This is a genomic window from Rhodoglobus sp. GW821-FHT12B09, assembly GCF_058809925.1.
In genome coordinates this window covers 161578-180913 of the sequence record NZ_JBXATB010000004.1, presented here as the reverse complement: position 1 = coordinate 180913, position 19336 = coordinate 161578, and the positions used below count along the sequence as shown (strand labels likewise).

Here is a 19336-nt window from a genome sequence, read left to right as displayed (position 1 = left end):
GCCCGCCGGTATCCGTTCGCGATGGCAGTAACGCTACGAGTTGCAAGATCGCGCCACGAGTGGCAGGCTAGCCACTGTTCGGTCAATTACTGCCAAGGAGTAGCCGTGCTGCAGAAAGTCGTGCTTCTCGCCATCCCCGGCGTCGCCCCGTTCGAGTTCGGAGTGGTGTGCGAGGTGTTCGGCATCGACCGCAAGGACACCGGCGGCCCCACCTTCGACTTCACTATCGCAACGGCGACCCCCGGACCCGTGGCCACGAGCCTCGGGTTCGACATGATGATCACCGAGGGCCTCGACGCCGCCGCGGACGCCGACCTGATCGCCGTTCCCGCCCACCGCATCGAGAACATCGACGAGCGCTACCTCGAGGTGATCCGCGCGGCGGAGGCCCGCGGAGCGTGGGTGCTGAGCGTGTGCTCTGGCGCCTTCGCGCTCGCCCAGGCGGGCATCCTGGAGGGCCGCAGGGCCACGACTCACTGGATGCACACCGACCGGCTCGCCGCCCTCTACCCGGGCACGCAGGTCGACCCTGACGTGCTCTTCGTCGAGGACCGCAAGGTGGTCACGAGCGCGGGCACCGCCGCCGGCATCGACGCCGCCCTGCACATCGTGCGCAAGGAGCACGGCGCCGCGGCCACCAACGTCATCGCCCGCCGCATGGTGGTGCCTCCGCAGCGCGACGGCGGCCAGTCGCAGTACATCGAGCAGCCGGTCAAGGCGGAGTGCGCAGACTCCTTCGCCGCGGTCGCCGAGTGGATGCTCGAGAACCTGGCAGAGGACCTCACCGTCGACCAGCTCGCGCGCAAGGCGCTCATGTCCGGCCGGACCTTCGCCCGGCGCTTCCGTGCCGACATGGGGACGACCCCGGCGGCCTGGCTCAACCGGCAGCGCCTCATCCGGGCGCAGCAGCTGCTCGAGCAGACCGACTACGGCCTCGAGACGATCGCCCAGGAGACGGGCTTCGGCACCGCCGCCGTCATGCGGCACCACTTCGTGAAGGTGCTGCAGACCTCGCCGCAGGCCTACCGCAGGGCGTTCGGGGCGCGGCTCGCGGGCTAGTCCTGGAGCAGCGCGATATCGGCGTCGACCATGGCGCCGACGATCTCCTCGAACGACTTCGTGGGCGCCCAGCCGAGAGTGGTGCGCGCGCGGGCCGCGTCGCCCGCCTGCTCGGCGGCGTCGCCCGTGCGCAGCAGCTGGTCGGAGACGTCGATGCGCGAGCGCCAGTCGTCGACGCCGGCCCGCTCGAACGCGACCCGCACGAAGTCCTCGACGGAGTGGGAGACCCCCGTCGCGACGATGAAGTCGCCCGGCGCTTCCGCGGTGGCGGCGCGGTGCAGCGCGTCCACATAGTCGGGCGCCCAGCCCCAGTCGCGGCGCGCGGCGGTGTTGCCGAGCTCGAGCCGGTCCTGCAGTCCCGCGGCGATGCGGGCGGCCGCCGCCGTGATCTTGCGCGTGACGAAGGCCTCTGGCCTGCGCGGTGACTCGTGGTTGTAGAGGATCACGGAGGAGGCGAACATCCCGGCTGCCCTGTACGCCCCCACGAGGCCGTGGGCGTACGCCTTGGCCGCACCGTAGGGAGAGGTGGGCCTGATCGCCGTCGACTCGTTCTGCGGGCTTGACTCGGGGGCGCCGAACATCTCGGCGCTCGACGCCTGCACGAAGCGCGCGGGCTTGCCGGAGGAGCGCAGGGCGCCGAGCATCTCGGCGACAGCGAGGCCGTTGATCCGCGCCGTGAGCAGCGGCTCCTCCCACGACTGGAAGACCGAGCTGATCGCCGCGAGGTTGTAGAGCTCGTCCGGTGCGACCGCCGCGATCACGCCCGCGACCTCGCCGCCCGCCGCCAGGTCGACGCGGTGCGCCACCACCCCGGGCGTCACCGACTCGCCAGGATCGCGCGTGAGCCCGTGGACCTCGTAGCCGTCGGCCAGCAGGAGTTCCGCGAGGTAGCTGCCATCCTGCCCGGTGACACCGGTGATGAGAGCGACAGTCATGAGACGCCGTTGAGGCGCTTCTGCTCTGCGACGTCCGACTCGACCATCATGCTGACGAGCTCCTGGAACCCGACCTTGGGCACCCAGCCCAGCTTCTCGCGCGCCTTGGTCGAGTCGCCGACCAGGAGGTCGACCTCGGCCGGGCGCATGAACTGCGGGTCCTGGGTCACGAGGCCGCTCCAGTCGTCGATGCCGACCGCGGTGAACGCCGCGTCGAGCAGGGCGCGGATGGTGTGGGTCTCCCCCGTGGAGATCACGTAGTCGTCGGCGACGTCCTGCTGCAGCATGAGCCACATCGCCTCGACGTAGTCGCCCGCGAAGCCCCAGTCGCGCTGCGCCTCGAGGTTGCCGAGCACGAGCTCGTCCTGCAGGCCGAGCGAGATGCGGGCCACCGCCTGGCTGACCTTGCGCGTCACGAACTCGGGGCCCCGGCGCGGCGACTCGTGGTTGAACAGCACGCCCGAGGAGGCGTGCATGCCGTACGACTCCCGGTAGTTGATGGTCATGTAGTGGCCGTAGACCTTGGCGACGCCGTACGGCGAGCGCGGCCAGAGCAGCGTGTCCTCGTTCTGGGGCACCGTCTGCACCTTGCCGAACATCTCGGAGCTGGAGGCCTGGTAGAACCGCACCTGCTGCCCGGTGGCCATGGTGTGCAGCCGCACGGCCTCGAGCGCGTTGAGGACGCCCGTGCCGGTGACCTCGGTGGTGAGGTGCGCGTTCTCCCACGAGTAGGCGACGAACGAGATCGCGCCCAGGTTGTAGAACTCGTCGGGCTTGGCTGCCGCCAGAGCGCGCATCAGGCTGGAAAGGTCGGTGAGGTCGCCGGTCAGGATGGTCACGCCCGGCACGAGCTGCTCGAGCAGCGCCCGCTTCGGGTTGTTCTGGCCGCGCATCAGGCCGTAGACCTCGTAGCCCTTCGACAGCAGCAGCTCGGCGAGGTAGAGGCCGTCCTGGCCGGTGATACCGGTGATGAGTGCGCGGGTCATGTGATTACGGTACTGGACGCCCCATGCCTGTCGTCGCGAGGAACACCGTCCCGAGACCGGCGAACGACAGCGCCCCCTCGTCGGCGGTGACGTACACGGCGTCGCCGCGCGAGAGGTTGTAGGCGGATCCGGAGCCCACGACCTCGAGGTCGCCCTCCGTGCACAGCGCGATGGCGGGGCCGGTGAGCTCGTACGAGCCCTCGTCCTCGATGACGGCGAGCACGAAGTCGGGCACGTCCGGGCGGAATACCTCGACGCCGGCCGACGGATGCTCCGGCGCGAGGTGCGGCACGGGCACGGGGGTGAAGTCGAGCACGGAGAGCAGCTCGGGCACGTCGATGTGCTTCGGGGTGAGCCCGCCGCGCAGCACGTTGTCGGAGCTCGCCATCAGCTCGATGCCGACGCCCTCGAGGTAGGCGTGGATGTTCCCCGCCGGCAGGTACAGCACCTCGCCCTTCTCCAGGGTCACTCGGTTGAGCATGAGGGAGATGACGATGCCGGGGTCGCCGGGGTACTGCTCGGCGAGCAGCTGGGCGGTGGCGAGCTCCGGGCTCCCGTCGGCGGGCGCCGCGACAACCGCCGCGATGAGCTCGTCCACGCCGTCGCCGCGCGTGATGAGCCACTCGAAGACGTCCCGCAGGGACTCGTCGCCCGCGAGCCGCCCGACGGCCAGGCCGAGCCGGTCGAAGATCTGCCGGATGCCCGCCGCCGACCGGAACCCGCACAGCGCGTGGAACTCGTCGCTCACCGCGTAGATCAGCTCGGGCTTGTAGTAGGCGTCCTTGTAGTTGCGGTTCGGGGCGTCCAGCGGGATGCCGAGCGCGTTCTCGCGCGCGAAGCCCTCGCGCGCCTGGTCCATCGTCGGGTGCGCCTGGAGGGAGAGGGCGGACCCGGCTGCGAGCACCTTGAGCAGGAACGGCAGGCGGCCCGTCTCCACGTCCGGGAGCGTCTTCTCCGACTCCACCACGCGCGCCGGCGAGCCGGGGTGATCGCCCAGCCACAGCTCGGCCTCCGTGCGGTCGGTGGGCCCGAGGCCGAGCAGCGCCGAGATCTCGCCCCGCGAGCCCCACGCGTAGTCCCTGGGGGTATTGGTGATGCCTACAAACACGGGTGACCACTCTTCCTGCTCATTGGACCAAAGTACCAATGGTCTGGAAGCTCCCCCGTCGCGGCCCTACAGTTCGACCATGACTTTCGAGACGATCAGCGCTGACTTCTATGGATTCGAGAACAAGCTCACCGACCAGGAGAAAGACCTGATCGTGCGCCTGAGGGCCTTCCTCGACGAGAAGGTGCGGCCCGTCGCGAACGACCTGTGGGCGAAGGCGGAGTTCTTCGACCGCGACGTCGTCGTCAAGGGCCTCGCCGAGCTCGGCCTCTTCGGCCAGCCGTGGGAGGAGACGCAGCAGTTCCCGAACAGCGCGGTGTTCCGCGGCTGGGTGGCCCTCGAGCTCGCGCGCGTCGACGCCTCGGTGGCGACGCTCGTCGGGATGCAGAACGGCCTCGTCATGGGCTCGATCGCCGTCGCCGGCTCGCCCGAGCAGCGCGCGGAGTGGCTGCCCAAGTTCGCCAGCGGCGAGCTGCTCGGCGCCTTCGGCCTCACCGAGCCCCTCTCCGGCTCCGACACCGCCCAGGGGCTGCAGACCGTCGCCAAGCGCGACGGCGACAACTGGGTGATCAACGGCGCCAAGCGCTGGATCGGCAACGGCTCGATCTCCGACGTCACGATCATCTGGGCCCGCGACGAGGACGACAACCAGGTCAAGGGATTCATCGTCCCCACCTCCACCCCCGGCTACTCGGCCAAGCGCATCGAGAACAAGCAGGCGCTGCGCATCGTGCAGAACGCCGACATCGTCCTCGAGAACGTGGTCGTGCCGGAGGCCAACCGCCTGCAGAAGTCGCAGAGCTTCCGCGAGACCGCCGCCGTGCTGCGCCTCACCCGCGCCGAGGTCGCGTGGGCGGCGGTCGGCAACTCGATCGGCGCGTACGACGCCGCGGTCGCGTACGCCAAGGAGCGAGTGCAGTTCGGCAAGCCCATCGGCAGCCACCAGCTCGTCCAGGAGCTCCTCGCCAAGAGCCTCGGCAACATCACCTCCTCGATCGGGCTCGTGACCCGCGTCTCCGAGATGCTCGACGAGGGCATCCAGAAGGACGAGCACTCCGCCCTCGCGAAGGAGTACACGACGAGCCGGATGCGCGAGACCGTCGCCTGGTGCCGCGAGCTGTTCGGCGGCAACGGCATCGTGATGGACTACGGCGTGATCAAGTTCTTCGCCGACGCCGAGGCCATCTACTCGTACGAGGGAACGCGCGAGATGAACACCCTCATCGTGGGCCGCGCGATCACGGGCAAGGCCGCGTTCGTCTGAGCGGGCCCGTCCTCTAACCTTGGGACCATGCGACTGATCGAGAACCGGCGCGCCCGGGCCGTGTTCCTGGTCGTCGTGCTGTTCACCCTGCTCGCGGGCGATGCATGGCGCTACACGATCGGCTGGGCCGGCTGGGCCGTCGTGGTCGGGCTCATGGCCATCGCCTCCGTGGCGCTGCTCGTGCTGCAGCGCGACCGGTGGCGGGTGTCATCCCTGCCCTTCCCGCTCTTGGCGTTCCTCGCACTCGCGGCGCTGTCGATCGCGTGGTCGTTCTACCCGGGTGCCTCCGCGCTGGGGGTCGCGTCGACCTGGCTCACGGTCGCCGGCGCTGTCGCCGTCTCTGTGACGTACACCTGGGCCGAGATCCTGCGGGGGCTCGGCCGCGCCCTTCGCCTCGTGCTCGGGCTGTCGATCGTCTTCGAGCTGGTGGTCGCCACGATCATCCGCCACCCGGTCCTGCCGATCGTCGCGCAGCCGGGAGTCGACTACGCGAACCTGCCGGACAAGATCCCGCTCATGCTGTACTGGTCCCGCGACGAGCTCTTCGGCGACGGCAAGATCCAGGGCATCGTCGGCAACTCGGCACTGCTCTCATTCGCGGCTCTGCTGGGCCTGATCGTGTTCGGCATCCAGCTGTTCGACCGGGCCTACCGCAAGCGCTGGACCGTGCTGTGGCTCGCCGTCGCCGCCGTGTGCTTCGTGCTCACGCGCGCCGCGACCAACATCATCGGCCTCGCCGCCGTGCTCGTGGTGGTCGCCGCCGTGCTGCTCGTGCGCCGGGCGGCGACACCCCGGGCGCGGTCGATCACCTACGGGAGCATTGTCGTGGTCGTCGCCGGGGCGGTGGGCACTGCCCTCGTGTTCTCGACGCAGCTCTTCGCCCTGCTCGGCAAGTCGCCGGACCTCACCAACCGCGCGACGATCTGGCACAACGTCATCGAGCTCGCACAGCAGCGGCCCGTGTTCGGCTGGGGCTGGGTGAGCTACTGGGTGCCGTGGGTCGCCCCGTTCGACCACCTCGCGGAGAACAACGGCGTGCGCCAGCTGCACGCGCACGACGCCTGGCTCGACATCTGGCTGCAGCTCGGCATCATCGGCCTCGTCGTGATGGGCGCGCTCGTGATCTCGACCCTCGCGCGCTCGTGGGCGTTCGCGATCGACCGGCCGCAGTTCGCGCCCGGCCGGCCCGGCCCCCTCACCGCGGCGACGCTCCTTCCTCTGCTCGTCCTCGTCGCGCAGCTGGTGCAGAGTGTCGCCGAGAGCAGGATGCTCGTGGAGGGAGGCATCTTCCTCCTCGCCCTCATGGCCGTGAAGACCAAGACCGACCACCGCCCGGACCCGGCGGCGCAGTGACCTCGATCCCGGCCGCCGTCCAGTCGGCGCTCGAGAGCCCCCGCCTCGCGAGCGCGACGACGGTGGCCGCGATCGGCGTCGCGGTGGCCTCGGAGCTGATCGTGCGGCTTATCGGGTGGGCCGGGCTCGTCGGCATGCTCGTCGTCCTGGTGCTCCTCATGAGCGCAATGGCCTTCGCGCGGCGAGCGGAGTTCCGCTGGTTCGCGCTCATGCCGGTGTCACTGCTGGCGTTCGTCGGCTGGGCGTGCCTCTCGGTGCTGTGGAGCAACTACCGCGGCGCCACGGTCAGCGGCCTCCTCTACCTGCTGGCCTTCAGCGTGCTGGGGATCTGCATCTCGCTCGTGCGCGACACCATCCAGATCGTGCGGGCATTCGGCGACGTGTTCCGGGCTGCCCTCGTGGTGTCCCTCGCCCTCGAGATCCTCTCGGGGCTGCTCATCGACGCGCCCATCCGGTTCCTCGAGATCCAGGGCGACCTCGACGTGCTGGGCCCGATCCAGGGCATCATGGGCAGCCGCAACCAACTGGGGCTGCTCGCGCTGCTCGCGGTCATCACGTTCGGCACCGAGCTTCGCACCCGGTCGGTGAGCCAGCAGGTCGGCATCGGCTCGCTCGTGCTGGGCGGCGCGGCCGTCCTGCTCTCGCGGTCGCCCGTGATCAGCGCGGTGTTCCTGACGGTGTGCCTCGCCGTGGTCGCCCTCTACCTCCTGCGCCGCCTCACCCCCGAGCGCCGGCGGTTCTGGCAGCTGGGGCTGCTCGCGCTGGCCCTCGCGCTGGCGATCGTGGCATGGTTCCTGCGCAATCCGATCATCAACCTGTTCAGCGCCAACAGCGACCTGAGCTACCGCCTGACGCTGTGGAGCCGGGTGCTCGACTTCGTGCCCCAGAACCCGCTCGAGGGCTGGGGCTGGGTCGGGTACTGGCGGCCGGACATCCTGCCCTTCCCGATTTTCACAGTCCCCGGCGAGCGCGAACCGACGTCGGCCGTCAACGCCTATCTCGACGTGCTGTTCCAACTCGGATTCGTGGGACTCGTGATCTTCGTCGGGCTGGTGATCCTCACCTTCACCCGGTCGTGGCTGCTCGCGGGCCGCAGGCGCAGCACGGTGTTCACCTGGCCCGCGCTGGTGCTCGTCGCGCTCATCCTGACCTCGCTGGCGGAGAGCTCGATGCTGGTCGAGTACGGCTGGCTCATGTTCGTGGTGTGCACGGTGAAGGCGGCACAGGAGCTCAGCTGGCGGCGGGCCTTCGCGATCCCGCTAGTCCCGGACGACGCCGTCTGATCCCCAGTCGGCCTCCCGGTCGACCGCGACGATGAACGCGCCCGCCCGGCGCCGCAGCCGCACGACCGACACCGCCTGGGCCGTCACCGACACGAGCTCGCCGACCGCCAGGCCCCACGCGCCGCCGGCCGCGCCGAACAGGGCCGAGAGCACAACGATCGCCGGCACCCCGATGCACGCCGCGAGCACCACGCTCGCGAGGAACGCGCGCCGCGCGCCCATTCCGATGAGGATGATGCGGCCGAGCGCCGTGCCGAGCGCGATCCCGATCGTCGCGGTACCGAGCCCCAGCGCCGTGGGGAGGTCGATGGCCACGTGCTCGCCGAACAGCACCCCCGAGAGCCATGGTCCGAGGAGGGCGAACGCGGCGAAGCCCAGGATGCCCAGGCCGAGGTGAAGCACGAACGACCGCCGCGCGCGCATCCCGAACTCCGCTGAGCCCTTCTCCACGACCCAGCCCTGCAGTGCGTTGCCGAGCGCGGAGACCGAGTACTGCCCCATGCGGTAGAGCTTGTCCCCCGAGACGTAGGACGCGGCCTGCGCCGCCGACGCGGTCGCGCCCACGAAGGTCACGGCAAGAGAGTTGTACGCACCGCCCGCGAGTTCGATCGCGACGGCCGAGCGGTTGGCGCGGAAGACGCCCGCCACGTCGGACCATCGGCCTGCCGCCAGGTCCGCGCCGTGGAGCGTCCGTGCCGCGTACACCGCGACGCCGAGCGCGAGTGCGGCGATGAGAAGCAGCGGGTACCAGACGACGGGTCCGCCCGCGAGAACGATGACGGCCGCCGCGATCGTCGCCACGATGCGCGGCGCGATCTCGTAGAGGGCGATGGAGGCCGCGCGGCCGAGCCCGATCATGTACCAGGCGGACGAGAGCCCGGTGAGCGTCATCGCGAGTGCCATCAGGGCGGCCTCGAGCCGGTGGCTGCCGGGGGCGATGAGCGCGGCGAGGGCAACGGCGACGAGCGCGCTCGGCACCCAGAGAACGAGCCGGGCACGGAGGCTGCGCGCGAGGAGGCGCGGCCGGTCGAAGTCGGCGGCGACGGCCACCAGCGGCGGACCGACGGTGTTGTAGCCCAGGGCGACGACGAGGGCGAGGAAACCGCCGGTCGACTGGCCGACCGCGATCGCGAGCCAGGCGTCGGCTCCCGCGACCCTGGCGAGGATCGGGAGGAAGAGGAACGGCGTGATGAGGGAGAGGAAGGGCAGGCCCGCGAAACCGACGATCCGTCTGGCGAGCCCGTACTGCATGGCGCCAACCCTACCGCCGGGGGTACGCACGGCCAGACCGGCTAGGATCAATAGTCGTCCGTACGCCGCTTCCTGTTTTCGGAGATCCCATGAGCCCCTCGACCGGCTACGTGCACGCCACGGCGGATGTGGCGGAGAGCGCCACCATCGCCGACGGGGCGAAGGTCTGGCACTACGCGCAGGTGCGCGAGGGCGCCTCGATCGGCGCCAACGTGATCGTCGGCCGCGGCGCCTATATCGGCACCGGCGTCGACGTCGGCGACAACTGCAAGATCCAGAACTACGCGCTCGTCTACGAGCCCGCGAAGCTCGCGCGCGGCGTCTTCATCGGCCCCGCGGCCGTGCTCACCAACGACCACTTCCCGCGCGCCATCAACGCTGACGGCACCCCCAAGTCGGCTGACGACTGGCACCCGGTGGGCGTCGACATCCGCGAGGGCGCATCGATCGGCGCAAGCGCGACCTGCGTGGCGCCTGTCGTCATCGGCCGCTGGGCGCTCGTCGGCTCGGGCGCCGTAGTGGTCAAGGATGTCCCGGACTTCGCGCTCGTCGTGGGCAGCCCCGCGCGGCGCGTCGGGTGGGTCGGCACTGCCGGCCACCCCCTCACGGAAGACAGCCCGGGAGAGTGGCTCTGCCCGGTGACCGGAGCTCGCTACCGACAGGTCGGCGATCACGAATTGATTGAGGTGCAGTAACGATGATTCCAGCAGCACGGCCCGAGATCGGCGATGAGGAGCGCGCGGCGGTAGACCGCGTGATGCGCTCCGGGATGCTCGCCCAGGGCCCTGAGGTCGCGGCGTTCGAGGCGGAGTTCTCGGAGATCGTGAACGGCGTGCACTCCGTCGCCGTCAACTCCGGCACCTCCGCCCTGCACATGGCGTTCCTCGCCGCGGGCGTCGGCCCCGGCGACGAGGTCATCGTGCCGTCGTTCAGCTTCGCCGCGACGGCCAACGCCGTCGCGCTGGCGGGGGCGACTCCGGTGTTCGTCGACATCGAGCTGGACTACTTCGCGACGGACCCGGCAGCCATCGAAGCCGCCATCACCCCGCGCACGAAGGCAATCATGCCCGTGCACCTGTACGGGCATCCCGCCAACCTCGTCGCGATCAAGGCGATCGCCGACAAGCACGGCCTGCTGCTCTTCGAGGACGCCGCCCAGGCGCACGCCGCGTCAGTCGACGGGATTCCCGTGGGCGCGTGGGGCATCGCGGGAAGCTTCTCGTTCTACCCCACCAAGAACATGACCTCGGGCGAGGGCGGCATGATCACCACGCCGTCCGCCGAGGTCGCGCGACTCGCGAAGGTCCTGCGAAACCAGGGCATGGAGCGCCGCTACGAGAACGAGGTAGTCGGCTTCAACACCCGCATGACCGACATCCACGCCGCGATCGGGCGGGTGCAGCTCACCAAGCTCGCCGGCTGGACGGCCAAGCGCCAGGCGAACGCCGCGTTCCTCAACGAGCACCTCGAAGGCGTCGTCACTCCCCCGACCGCGCCGGGCGCCGTGCACGTCTACCACCAGTACACGATCCGCGTCGTCGACCACGACCGCGACGCCTTCGCCGAGCAGCTCACTGCCCGCGGCGTCGGCTCGGGCTCGTACTACCCCACGCCCATCCACCGCCTGCCGTCCTTCAGGCTCGACCTCGACCTGCCGGTCACCGAGCTCGCGACGACGCAGGTGCTGTCGCTGCCGATCTACCCCTCGCTGAGTGAGGACGAGCTCGGCGCCATCGTCGAAGCGGTCAACGCAGTCGCGAAGGCCGGCGCGTGACTCTGCGCGCGGGGGTCCTCGGCCTCGGCGTCATGGGCAGCAACCACGCCCGCGTGATGGCCGGGCTCGAGGGCGTCGACTTCGTGGGTGTCTACGACCCCGCCCCGAACACTCCCGAGCGCTTCCACGACAAGCCGGTCATCCACGACCTCGACGACTTCCTCGCCCTGGGCGTTGACTACGTCGTCGTCGCGGCCCCGACGATCTACCACCTCGAGATGGGCCAGAGGCTGGCGGATGCCGGCATCCACGCCCTTATCGAGAAGCCCGTGGCCTCCACCGCGGAGGACGCGGCAACCCTCCGCGACCTGTTCGCGAGCAAGGGCCTCGTGGGCGGCGTCGGTCACATCGAGCGCTACAACCCGGCCCTGCAGGCCGCTCGGCAGCGCATCGAAGACGGCTTCCTGGGCGAGATCTACCAGATCGCCACGCGCCGCCAGGGCCCGTTCCCCGGCCGCATCGCCGACGTGGGCGTCATCAAGGACCTCGCGTCCCACGACATCGACCTGACCGCGTGGGTGACGCAGCAGGAGTACGTGTCGGTCAACGCGCGCACCACCTTCCGCAGCGGCCGCGCGCACGAGGACATGGTCGTCGCCACGGGAACGCTCAGTGGGGGCACTATCGCGTCGCACATCGTCAACTGGCTCACCCCCTTCAAGGAGCGGATGACCATCATCACGGGCGAGAAGGGCGTGCTGGTCGCGGACACCCTCACCGCCGACCTCACGTTCTACGAGAACGCGCGGATCCAGGTCGCCTGGGACCCGGGAGAGTTCCGCGGTGTCTCCGAGGGTGACTGGACCCGCTTCGCGCTGGAGCGCAAGGAGCCGCTGCTCGCCGAGCACGAGGCGTTCCGCGACTCCGTCATCGCGGGCGAGCCCAGGGGCATCGTCACGCTCGCCGAGGGCACGCGCGTCGTCGAGATCGCTGAGAAGATGGTGGCCGACGGCCTGAACTGGCGCCTGTAGGAGATGGCCGACCTGGAGGCGCCCCGACCTCGGCTGGACGCGCTGACGGGACTTCGCTGGCTCGCGGCGTTCTGGGTGTTCGGCTACCACATGCAGGTCTTCGGGCCGCTGCCGGTTCCGTTCGACTTCCCCCTGAGACTCGGATTCCTCGGAGTCACCTTCTTCTTCGTCCTCTCCGGTTTCGTGCTCACGTGGTCGATGCGCCCCGCCCTGAGGGTGTCGACGTTCTACGTGCGGCGCTTCGCGCGGATCTGGCCCGCCCACATGGTCGCGCTGCTTCTGGCGATCCCGGTGTTCTACACGCTGGCAGCTCCCGAGCACAGCTGGGTCAAGCCGTTCAGCGTCCCGATCCTGCTCTTGTCGGTGGTGCTCCTGCAGGGTTTCAGCAAGGATCCGGCCATCCTGTTCTCGGGCAACCCCGCGGCCTGGACCCTGAGTTGCGAGGCCCTCTTCTACGCCATCCACCCCTACCTCGGAGCGCTGCTGCGCAGGCTCGCCCTGCGCGGAGCGCTGCTTGTCGCCGTAGGCGCGGTCGCCGTCGCGTTCGCCTACCGGAGCGCCGCGACCCTTGTGCCGGGGTGGTCGGGATTCGTCCCGCTGCCGTTCGAGCGAGTACCTGAGTTCGTGCTGGGCATGGGGCTCGCGTGGGCCCTCACGCAGGGCTGGAGGCCGCGCATCCCGGTCTGGCTGGCCTGGGTGCTCTTCGCCGCGACAATCGCGTGGATCACCCTCGGCCCCGAGCTGGGCGCGTTCTCCGCGCTGCCAGTCAGGTACTCGAACGAGTTCGCGACGATCGCGTGCGCTCTGCTCATCCTGGCCGTGGCGTCGGCGACCCTGCGCGGTCGCCGGAGCTGGCTGGCCCATCCCGTCATGGTGCGGCTCGGCAACTGGTCTTACGCGTTCTACCTGGTGCACGCGACCGTGATGTACGCGGTGCTCAACGTCATCGGCGGGCCGCGAGGCGGGGGCGGGACAAACCTCATCTGGGGGGCCGGCATCTTCGCCGTGGCCCTCGCACTCTCGGCCGGCATCCACCACTTCGTCGAGGCGCCGGCGGAGAAGGCGATCCGCGGCTGGAAGGACCGCCGCGACCGGGAGCGCGCGACGACCGCCGCCTAGACTTGACGACCATGGAGCTTCCCGAGGGCGTCACCGCGTACGGCGGGGCCAGGATCATCGGTGCCGAGAACATCACGTTCGGCAATCCCGTGCTCATCGACGACTTCACGCTCATCGTGGCGAGGGACCCCGTCGTGCTCGGCGACTACGTGCACATCGCGTGCTTCTCGTCCATCACGGGAGGAGAGCGGGTGGAGGTCGGTGACTACTCCGCCGTATCCCAGGGTGCGAGGCTGCTCACGGGCACCGACGACTTCATCCACGGCGGCTTCGGCAACTCGACGATCCCCGCGGAGTTCTCCGACTACCGCAACGCCCTGCGCGCACCGATCTCGATCGGCAGGTTCTGCATCATCGGCGCCAACGCCGTCGTGCTGCCCGGTGTCACGGTCGGCGAGGGCGCGGTAGTCGGCGCGAACTCGGTGGTGACCCGCGACCTGGAGCCCTGGGGCGTCTACATCGGCAACCGCCGGCACCGCGAGCGCGACCGCGAGGGCGTGCTTGACGGCCTGCGGCGGTTCGAGGCCCAGCGCGACGGCCGCTGACCCCGCGCGTCAGGCGAGGGCGATGAGGGCGCGCGCGTTGCGCACCACAGCATCGCGGCCCCAGTACTCGTCGAGGAAGCCCCGGTTCGCCGCCACCGCTTCGTCGGAGAGCGGGCCCGTGGGGAGTCCGTCGCGATCGATCTCCTCGAGGAGCGTCACGGCCGCGCCGCGCTCGCGCAGGTAGTCCACCGTCGGGTTGCGGCGATCGAGCGCGAGGTGGGCGCCCTGCCAGACCGCGCGCAGGATGTTCCCGAGCCCGAGCTGGCGCCGAGAGCCCATGATCACGACGCCGCAGCGCGCGAGCACCTCGTTGTAGGCATCGAGGGGCATGAAGTCGGTGAGGGGCTCGAAGCGGTCGCCCAGGATCCTCCTCCCCTCTCGCACGACGAGGGCCGCGTAGTCGAGGTCGCCGTAGCTCAGCGGCACGATCACCCGCCGGTCGCCCAGGTCCTGCCGCGCAAGCAGTTCGAACTGCTCGACGTGGTTGTTGCTCGGAGTCGCCGAGTTGCCCACCAGGACGTCCCGGCCGAGTGCGGTCTCGGTCGTCGCGATCGAGTCCTCAACGCTCACGTAGTTGAGCTGGCTGTACTTCCCGTGGAAGCCGCGGAACCGGCGGCGGAACGCTGCGAGATCATTCGGAATCGGTGCGGAGAACACGTCGGTGGCAGCCGCCGCCGCGCGCAGCACGGGCCCGTGGGTGAGGGCGGAGCGTCCGCGCGCGAGCCAGATCGTCGGCCGGTAGGTGCTCCTCACCAGGCGGCGCGTGGACGGGGACAACTGCCCCGCGTAGCGGTCTAGCGACGTGCCGTAGTAGTCGCCGCCCCACCCGCTCCAGACCCGCAGAGTGGACGACGGAGTGGACGCGAGCGCTCCGGCCACCGAGGCCGTGACGCCGTGGAAGATGGCGATGTCGCTGCGCGCGGCAAGATCGGCGAGGCGTCCTGACTCCGCTGCGGTCAGGTGCTCGACGCGAACGGCGGAGGGCAGGTGCAGCCGTTCGGGGGCCACGTCCACCGCAGCGACGACGTTGCGCCCCGGTGCGGCCTCCTCGAACACCCCCGCCGTGAACTCGAGGAAGGAAGGACTGCTCACGACGTGGAGCACGTCTCCCATGGTCAGTGCGCCGCGCGTGCCGAAGCCGCCCCGAGGATGCCCGTGATCACGGCCACGTCATCCTCGCTCACAGCGGTGCCGGTCGGAAGGACGATGACGCGGTCCGCGAGCAGCTCCGTCACGGGGAGCGAGCTCGCCGCGTCGGGCTGCAGCGTGCGGTAGGGCTCCATCCGGTGGCAGCCCGGCCAGAAGTACCGGCGCGCCAGGACGTTGTTCGACCGCAGTTCAGCGAGGAGGTCATCCCGCGACACTGCGCTGCCCTCCTCTACGAGAAGCACCACGTACTGGTAGTTGCTGCGGTTCTCGGAGCTGATGTGCAGGATGCGCAGCCCGGGGATATCCGCGACTCCGCGAACGTACGCCTCGTAGTTGCGCCGGTTCACACCGATGAGATCGTCGAGGCCCCCGAAGTTGGAGAGCCCCATCGCTGCCGACACCTCCGACATCTTGCCGTTCGTGCCCTCACTGATCACGTTGTCCTCGCCCGCGAAGCCGAAGTTGCGCATGAGGCGAACGCGCTCCGCCAGCGCGTCGTCGTTGGTGACAACGGCGCCGCCCTCGAGCGCGTTGAAGAACTTCGTCGCGTGGAAGCTCAGGATCTCGCCGTTGCCGAAGTTGCCGACCATGCGGTCGCCTGACGAGACGCCGAATGCGTGAGCGGCGTCGTAGAGGAGGGTGAGTCCGTGCTCGTCGGCGATCGCCTGAAGCTCGTCCACCGGCGCCGCGCGCCCCCAGAGGTGCACGCCGATGATCCCGGTCGTGCGCTCCGTGATCTTCGACCGCACGGACTCGGGGTCGAGGCAGTGCGTCTCCGGGTCCACGTCGGCGAAGACGGGCGTGATGCCGAGCCACTGGAGGGCGTGGGCCGTGGCGATGAAGGTCCACGACGGCACGATGACCTCGCCGGACAGGCCCGCCGCCCGGATCAGGATCTCGAGCGCGATCGTGCCGTTGTTGATCGCGAGGCAGTGCTTGACCCCGAGGTACTCGGCGACGGCGGCCTCGAACTCACGGACCAGGGGCCCGTCGTTCGACAGCCAGAGACGATCGAGCGCGCCGTCCACGAGGCGGCGGAACTCGTCGGGCCGCGCCACGTTGGGACGCCCCACGTGGATCGGATTGGCGAACGCGGGCGTCTCAGAAGGCATAGTGACATTTCTATCACCGAACTGATGCCCGGCCCCGACGTGCGCTACCCCGGAATGATGTACGGCGAGCCCGTCGTGGGGACCATCACGATGCCGTGCTGGAACTGCTGCTGCACGCCTCCGGACACGGTCTGCTGATCGGCCGTAGGCCACCCGAGCGAACCGCCCGAACCCCCAGCGCCGCCCCAGGTCGTGCGGATCGGCCCGTTCAGCACTCCGAAGGTGCCGGTGGTCGCCGACGACATCACCATGCCCTTCTCGAACACCAGGTACGAGCCCGAAACGCCACTCGCCGTCCACGTCACGACGGGCGCTGTCGGCACGCCGAGCAGGGTCGAGTTCGAGCCTGCCGACCAGTAGTCGTTGTACTGCCCGACGAGGGCGATCACCGCTCCGTCAGAGGTGATCCGGAGCATCCCCTTGGTGAACGCCTGGCTCACGATCCCGTTGGCCGCGGTCTGGTCGCCGGTCGGCCAGCCGATCGTGCCGGATCCGCCCTGGGCGCTCCACGCGCCGCGGACGGGGCCGTCGAGCACGGCGAAGGTCCCGCTCGTCGTCGACGACAGCACGGTGCCCCGCTGGAAGGTCTGCAGGGTCCCCGAGATGCCGCCGGCTGTCCAGGCGGATGGCGAGGAGATCGGCGAGCCCAGTCGGGACGCGTTGGACCCAGTGCCCCAGTAGGCGGCGATCTCGCCGGACAGCACGGCGCCCGCGCCGCCCGTCGGGGCGATCACGAAGCCGTTCTGGAACTGCTGGCGCACTCCGCCGGAGATCGGCTCCTGGTCGGCGGTCGGCCAGCCCAGCGAACCGCCGGTACCGCCAGCACTGCCCCAGGCCGTCCGGATGCTGCCCGTCATGACCGAGAACGTTCCCGTCGTCGCGGACGACAGCACCATGGCCTTCTCGAAGTACTGCAGGGTTCCGGATACCCCGCCGGCAGTCCACGCCGTGGGAGAGGAGATGGGCATCCCGAGCTTGGAGGCATTGGTACCGGCACTCCAGTAGGTCGCGATGTCGCCGGTGAGCACCCCGCCCGCGCCGCCGGCGGGCACCATCACGACGCCGCGCTGGAACTGCTGGCGCGCGCCGCCGGCGACCGACTCCTGGTCGGCAGTGGGCCACCCCAGCGAGCCGCCCGAGCCGCCCGCGCCACCCCACGCGGTGCGGAACGCGCCGGTCAGTACCGAGTACGTCCCCGTCGCCGCGGACGAGAGCACCATGCCGCGCTGGAAGTACTGCAGGGTGCCGGTCACGCCGCCCGCTGTCAGCGCTGTTGCTGCCGACGTGGGCATGCCGAGCCGGCTCGCGTTGGCGCCCGTGCCCCAGTACGCGGCGATGTCGCCGGTGAGACCCGTGCCGAGGGAGAGGAGACCTCCCTGGAACTGCTGGCGCACGTCGCCGGAGACTGTCTGCTGGTCGCCCGTCGGCCAGCCGAGCGAGCCGCCGGAGCCGCCCCGCGCGCCGTACGCGTCGCGGATGGCGCCCGTGAGCACGGAGTAGGTTCCCGTGGTCGCGGACGAGAGGACCATGCCCTTCTCGAAGTACTGCAGGGACCCGGATACGCCGCCCGCTGTCCAGCTGGTGGCCGACCCCGTCGGGTAGCCGAGCCTCGTGGCGTTCGTGCCGGCGCTCCAGTAGGTGGCGATGTCGCCCGAGAGCGTTCCCCCCGCACCTGTCGCCGAGGCGAAGACGGTGCCGCGCTGGAAGGCCTGCCGGTAGCCGTCGCCGATAGCCTGCTGCTCGCCCACGGGCCACCCGAGGGCTCCGCCCGAGCCGCCCTGGGCTCCCCATGCCGTACGCATGGAGCCGGTGAGCACGGAGAAGGTGCCCGTCGTGGTCGAGGAGAGCACCATCCCGCGATCGAAGTACTGGACAGTGCCCGTCACGCCGCCCGCCACCAGGGGCGAGTCGGAGGTCGTGGGCGAGCCGAGGACCGTCGCGGTCGAGCCGGATTTCCAGTACGCGGCGATGGCCCCGGTCAGGACGATGGCCGCCTTGCCGGTCGGCGCCATGATGAGCCCGTTCTGGAACTGCTGCCGGACGCCGCCGGCGACCGTCTCCTGGTCTTTGACCGGCCACCCGAGCGCACCGCCCGAACCGCCGCGCTGCCCCCAGGCCGTGCGGATCGTGCCGTGCAGCACGCCGTACGTGCCCGTCGTCGTCGACGAGAGCATGGTGCCGTACTGGAACTCCTGGAGATAGCCGCTCACGCCGCCCGCTGAGAACACGGCCCGCGTCGAGACCGGGGAGCCGAGGGAGCTGGACGGGCCGCCCATCGCCGCGTACTTGGTGACGATGTCACCCACGACCCCGTACGGCCCTATCCGGGGCGTGCAATAGATGTTGCCGTTGGCGTAGTAGCCGATGACGGTGCCCGCAGGCCCGGCGGCGACGCCCGGCGAGACCGGGGATCCCAGCGGACTGCTCGCGCCGCCCACGGAGTCCCAGTAGCGCGAGATGTCGCGGCTGGGGTTGCCCACGCAGAGGATCTCGGTGGTCGGGCCGAACCAGTTCGTGTAGTACACCCAGAAGTTGCGGTTGCCGTAACTGGAGCAGTCGTTGCCGATTCCGCCGAGGTTCGCGAGCGCCGCGGAGTTGGGCTGGTACGGCGTGTAGTTGTACAGGGCGGCGGTCGCGTAATTGCGCACGGTGACGTTGGTGCCGCCGCAGGATGTGTCGGGGTTGTACTGCACATACTGCAGGCCGGGCTGGCGGCCGAACTCGGCGGCCTTGTAGATCTTGAGCTGGCGGGTGCCCGCGAAGATCTGGGTGGCGAGCCCTGCGAAGGCGTCGTCGCAGGCCGCGGTGTCGGGGCATCCCATGCCCATCGCGGCCCGGAGGGCCCAGTCGCCGGGGGCGGTGCTGGTAACGAGGCCCTGCTCCTTCTGGAGCGTGACGAGGATGACCTTGGCCGAGATTCCGCACGCGGCCTGTACGCGGTAGATGAGCTCGGAGACCCGGAGGTTGCCGCCGGTGATGTCCGAGCACACCAGGTTGCCGGTGTCCGTGGAGTAGTAGGCCGCCCGGCTGGCAAACGGAACGACGGCGACGTTCAGGCACCGGGTCGTCTGGCACGTGCCGATCTTGTCGTCGAGGAAGGACTGGATCTGGGCCGAGCTCATGGCTGCGCCGTTGTAGAAGTTCTCGTCGGAGATGATGTAGCCCGGGTTGAACTCCGAGCCGCTGATAGCCTGGGCCGGCTCCGCCGGCTGGACCGCCACGAGGGCGCCGACGAGCGTCACACCAGCCAGCAGCATGCCAAGGACCCTGCCCCCTACGGACATTCCCGAGCCCCTGCGCGCCTTCCCCTCAGGCGAACGCCGTCCCATACCCCGCTCCTCCGAACTGCTATGAGCATAGGCGAGGCACCCCTGCGCCGGGGAGACTGGGCCGCGTGTCGCCCGCCGAACCGTAGACTTGCAGAACG

Annotated in this window: 16 protein-coding genes; 9 read left to right on the top strand and 7 right to left on the bottom strand. The window is 70.0% G+C overall.

Annotated elements, in window-relative coordinates; genetic code table 11:
- The first annotated feature begins 105 nt into the window (after nucleotides 1-105).
- On the top strand, nucleotides 106-1059 hold the full coding sequence (locus tag AC1RTC_RS10285; RefSeq protein ID WP_493155436.1) for a GlxA family transcriptional regulator: 954 nt from the start codon (nucleotides 106-108) through the stop codon (nucleotides 1057-1059).
- On the opposite strand, the gene AC1RTC_RS10280 is transcribed toward AC1RTC_RS10285, so the two are convergent.
- The 3 genes from AC1RTC_RS10280 to manA are packed head-to-tail and all read right to left on the bottom strand — an operon-like array spanning nucleotide 1056 to nucleotide 4088.
- A complete protein-coding gene (locus tag AC1RTC_RS10280) occupies nucleotides 1056-1994 on the bottom strand; it encodes a GDP-mannose 4,6-dehydratase (protein WP_493155435.1) in 939 nt (312 codons plus the stop codon). The two genes, AC1RTC_RS10285 and AC1RTC_RS10280, sit on opposite strands and share 4 nt — an antisense overlap.
- Nucleotides 1991-2980: a GDP-mannose 4,6-dehydratase gene (locus AC1RTC_RS10275; protein ID WP_493155434.1), complete on the bottom strand. Its 990-nt coding sequence runs from the start codon at nucleotides 2978-2980 to the stop codon at nucleotides 1991-1993. The genes AC1RTC_RS10280 and AC1RTC_RS10275 overlap by 4 nt, the downstream gene beginning before the upstream one ends.
- A gap of 4 nt (nucleotides 2981-2984) precedes the next feature.
- Nucleotides 2985-4088, bottom strand: a complete 1104-nt coding sequence (gene manA / locus AC1RTC_RS10270) for a mannose-6-phosphate isomerase, class I (RefSeq protein WP_493155433.1) — start codon at nucleotides 4086-4088, stop codon at nucleotides 2985-2987.
- Nucleotides 4089-4167: 79 nt separating this feature from the next.
- Between manA and AC1RTC_RS10265 the strand changes: the two genes are divergently transcribed.
- From AC1RTC_RS10265 to AC1RTC_RS10255, 3 genes are read left to right on the top strand one after another with little or no spacing between them, the layout of a single operon-like run.
- A complete protein-coding gene (locus AC1RTC_RS10265; RefSeq protein WP_493155432.1) occupies nucleotides 4168-5352 on the top strand; it encodes an acyl-CoA dehydrogenase family protein in 1185 nt (394 codons plus the stop codon).
- 27 nt (nucleotides 5353-5379) lie between these two features.
- Nucleotides 5380-6705: an O-antigen ligase family protein gene (locus AC1RTC_RS10260; protein ID WP_493155431.1), complete on the top strand. Its 1326-nt coding sequence runs from the start codon at nucleotides 5380-5382 to the stop codon at nucleotides 6703-6705.
- Nucleotides 6702-7988, top strand: coding sequence for an O-antigen ligase family protein (locus tag AC1RTC_RS10255; protein WP_493155430.1), 1287 nt, complete (start codon nucleotides 6702-6704; stop codon nucleotides 7986-7988). The genes AC1RTC_RS10260 and AC1RTC_RS10255 overlap by 4 nt, the downstream gene beginning before the upstream one ends.
- Here the strand turns inward: AC1RTC_RS10255 and AC1RTC_RS10250 are convergent.
- Complete coding sequence (locus tag AC1RTC_RS10250; protein ID WP_493155429.1) at nucleotides 7965-9239, bottom strand: lipopolysaccharide biosynthesis protein; 1275 nt, start codon at nucleotides 9237-9239, stop codon at nucleotides 7965-7967. The genes AC1RTC_RS10255 and AC1RTC_RS10250 overlap by 24 nt on opposite strands.
- Before the next feature lie 89 nt (nucleotides 9240-9328).
- On the opposite strand from AC1RTC_RS10250, the gene AC1RTC_RS10245 reads away from it, so the two are divergent.
- From AC1RTC_RS10245 to AC1RTC_RS10225, 5 genes are read left to right on the top strand one after another with little or no spacing between them, the layout of a single operon-like run.
- Nucleotides 9329-9934 carry an acyltransferase gene (locus AC1RTC_RS10245; protein WP_493155428.1) on the top strand — a complete coding sequence of 202 codons (606 nt, stop codon included), beginning with the start codon at nucleotides 9329-9331 and terminating at the stop codon, nucleotides 9932-9934.
- 2 nt (nucleotides 9935-9936) lie between these two features.
- Nucleotides 9937-11013, top strand: coding sequence for a DegT/DnrJ/EryC1/StrS family aminotransferase (locus AC1RTC_RS10240; RefSeq protein ID WP_493155427.1), 1077 nt, complete (start codon nucleotides 9937-9939; stop codon nucleotides 11011-11013).
- Nucleotides 11010-11984, top strand: coding sequence for a Gfo/Idh/MocA family protein (locus tag AC1RTC_RS10235; protein WP_493155426.1), 975 nt, complete (start codon nucleotides 11010-11012; stop codon nucleotides 11982-11984). The genes AC1RTC_RS10240 and AC1RTC_RS10235 overlap by 4 nt, the downstream gene beginning before the upstream one ends.
- Nucleotides 11985-11987: 3 nt before the next feature.
- Nucleotides 11988-13103: an acyltransferase family protein gene (locus AC1RTC_RS10230; RefSeq protein WP_493155425.1), complete on the top strand. Its 1116-nt coding sequence runs from the start codon at nucleotides 11988-11990 to the stop codon at nucleotides 13101-13103.
- An 11-nt stretch (nucleotides 13104-13114) separates the two neighbouring features.
- Nucleotides 13115-13648 (top strand): acyltransferase, encoded by a 534-nt coding sequence (locus AC1RTC_RS10225; protein WP_493155424.1) that lies wholly within the window; start codon nucleotides 13115-13117, stop codon nucleotides 13646-13648.
- Nucleotides 13649-13657: 9 nt separating this feature from the next.
- Here AC1RTC_RS10225 and AC1RTC_RS10220 read toward each other — a convergent pair whose 3' ends face one another.
- From AC1RTC_RS10220 to AC1RTC_RS10210, 3 genes are read right to left on the bottom strand one after another with little or no spacing between them, the layout of a single operon-like run.
- A complete protein-coding gene (locus tag AC1RTC_RS10220) occupies nucleotides 13658-14761 on the bottom strand; it encodes a TDP-N-acetylfucosamine:lipid II N-acetylfucosaminyltransferase family protein (protein ID WP_493155423.1) in 1104 nt (367 codons plus the stop codon).
- Between the two features lie 2 nt (nucleotides 14762-14763).
- Nucleotides 14764-15909 carry a DegT/DnrJ/EryC1/StrS family aminotransferase gene (locus AC1RTC_RS10215; protein WP_493155422.1) on the bottom strand — a complete coding sequence of 382 codons (1146 nt, stop codon included), beginning with the start codon at nucleotides 15907-15909 and terminating at the stop codon, nucleotides 14764-14766.
- A gap of 44 nt (nucleotides 15910-15953) precedes the next feature.
- Nucleotides 15954-19166, bottom strand: a complete 3213-nt coding sequence (locus AC1RTC_RS10210; protein ID WP_493155421.1) for a hypothetical protein — start codon at nucleotides 19164-19166, stop codon at nucleotides 15954-15956.
- Nucleotides 19167-19336: the final 170 nt, after the last annotated feature.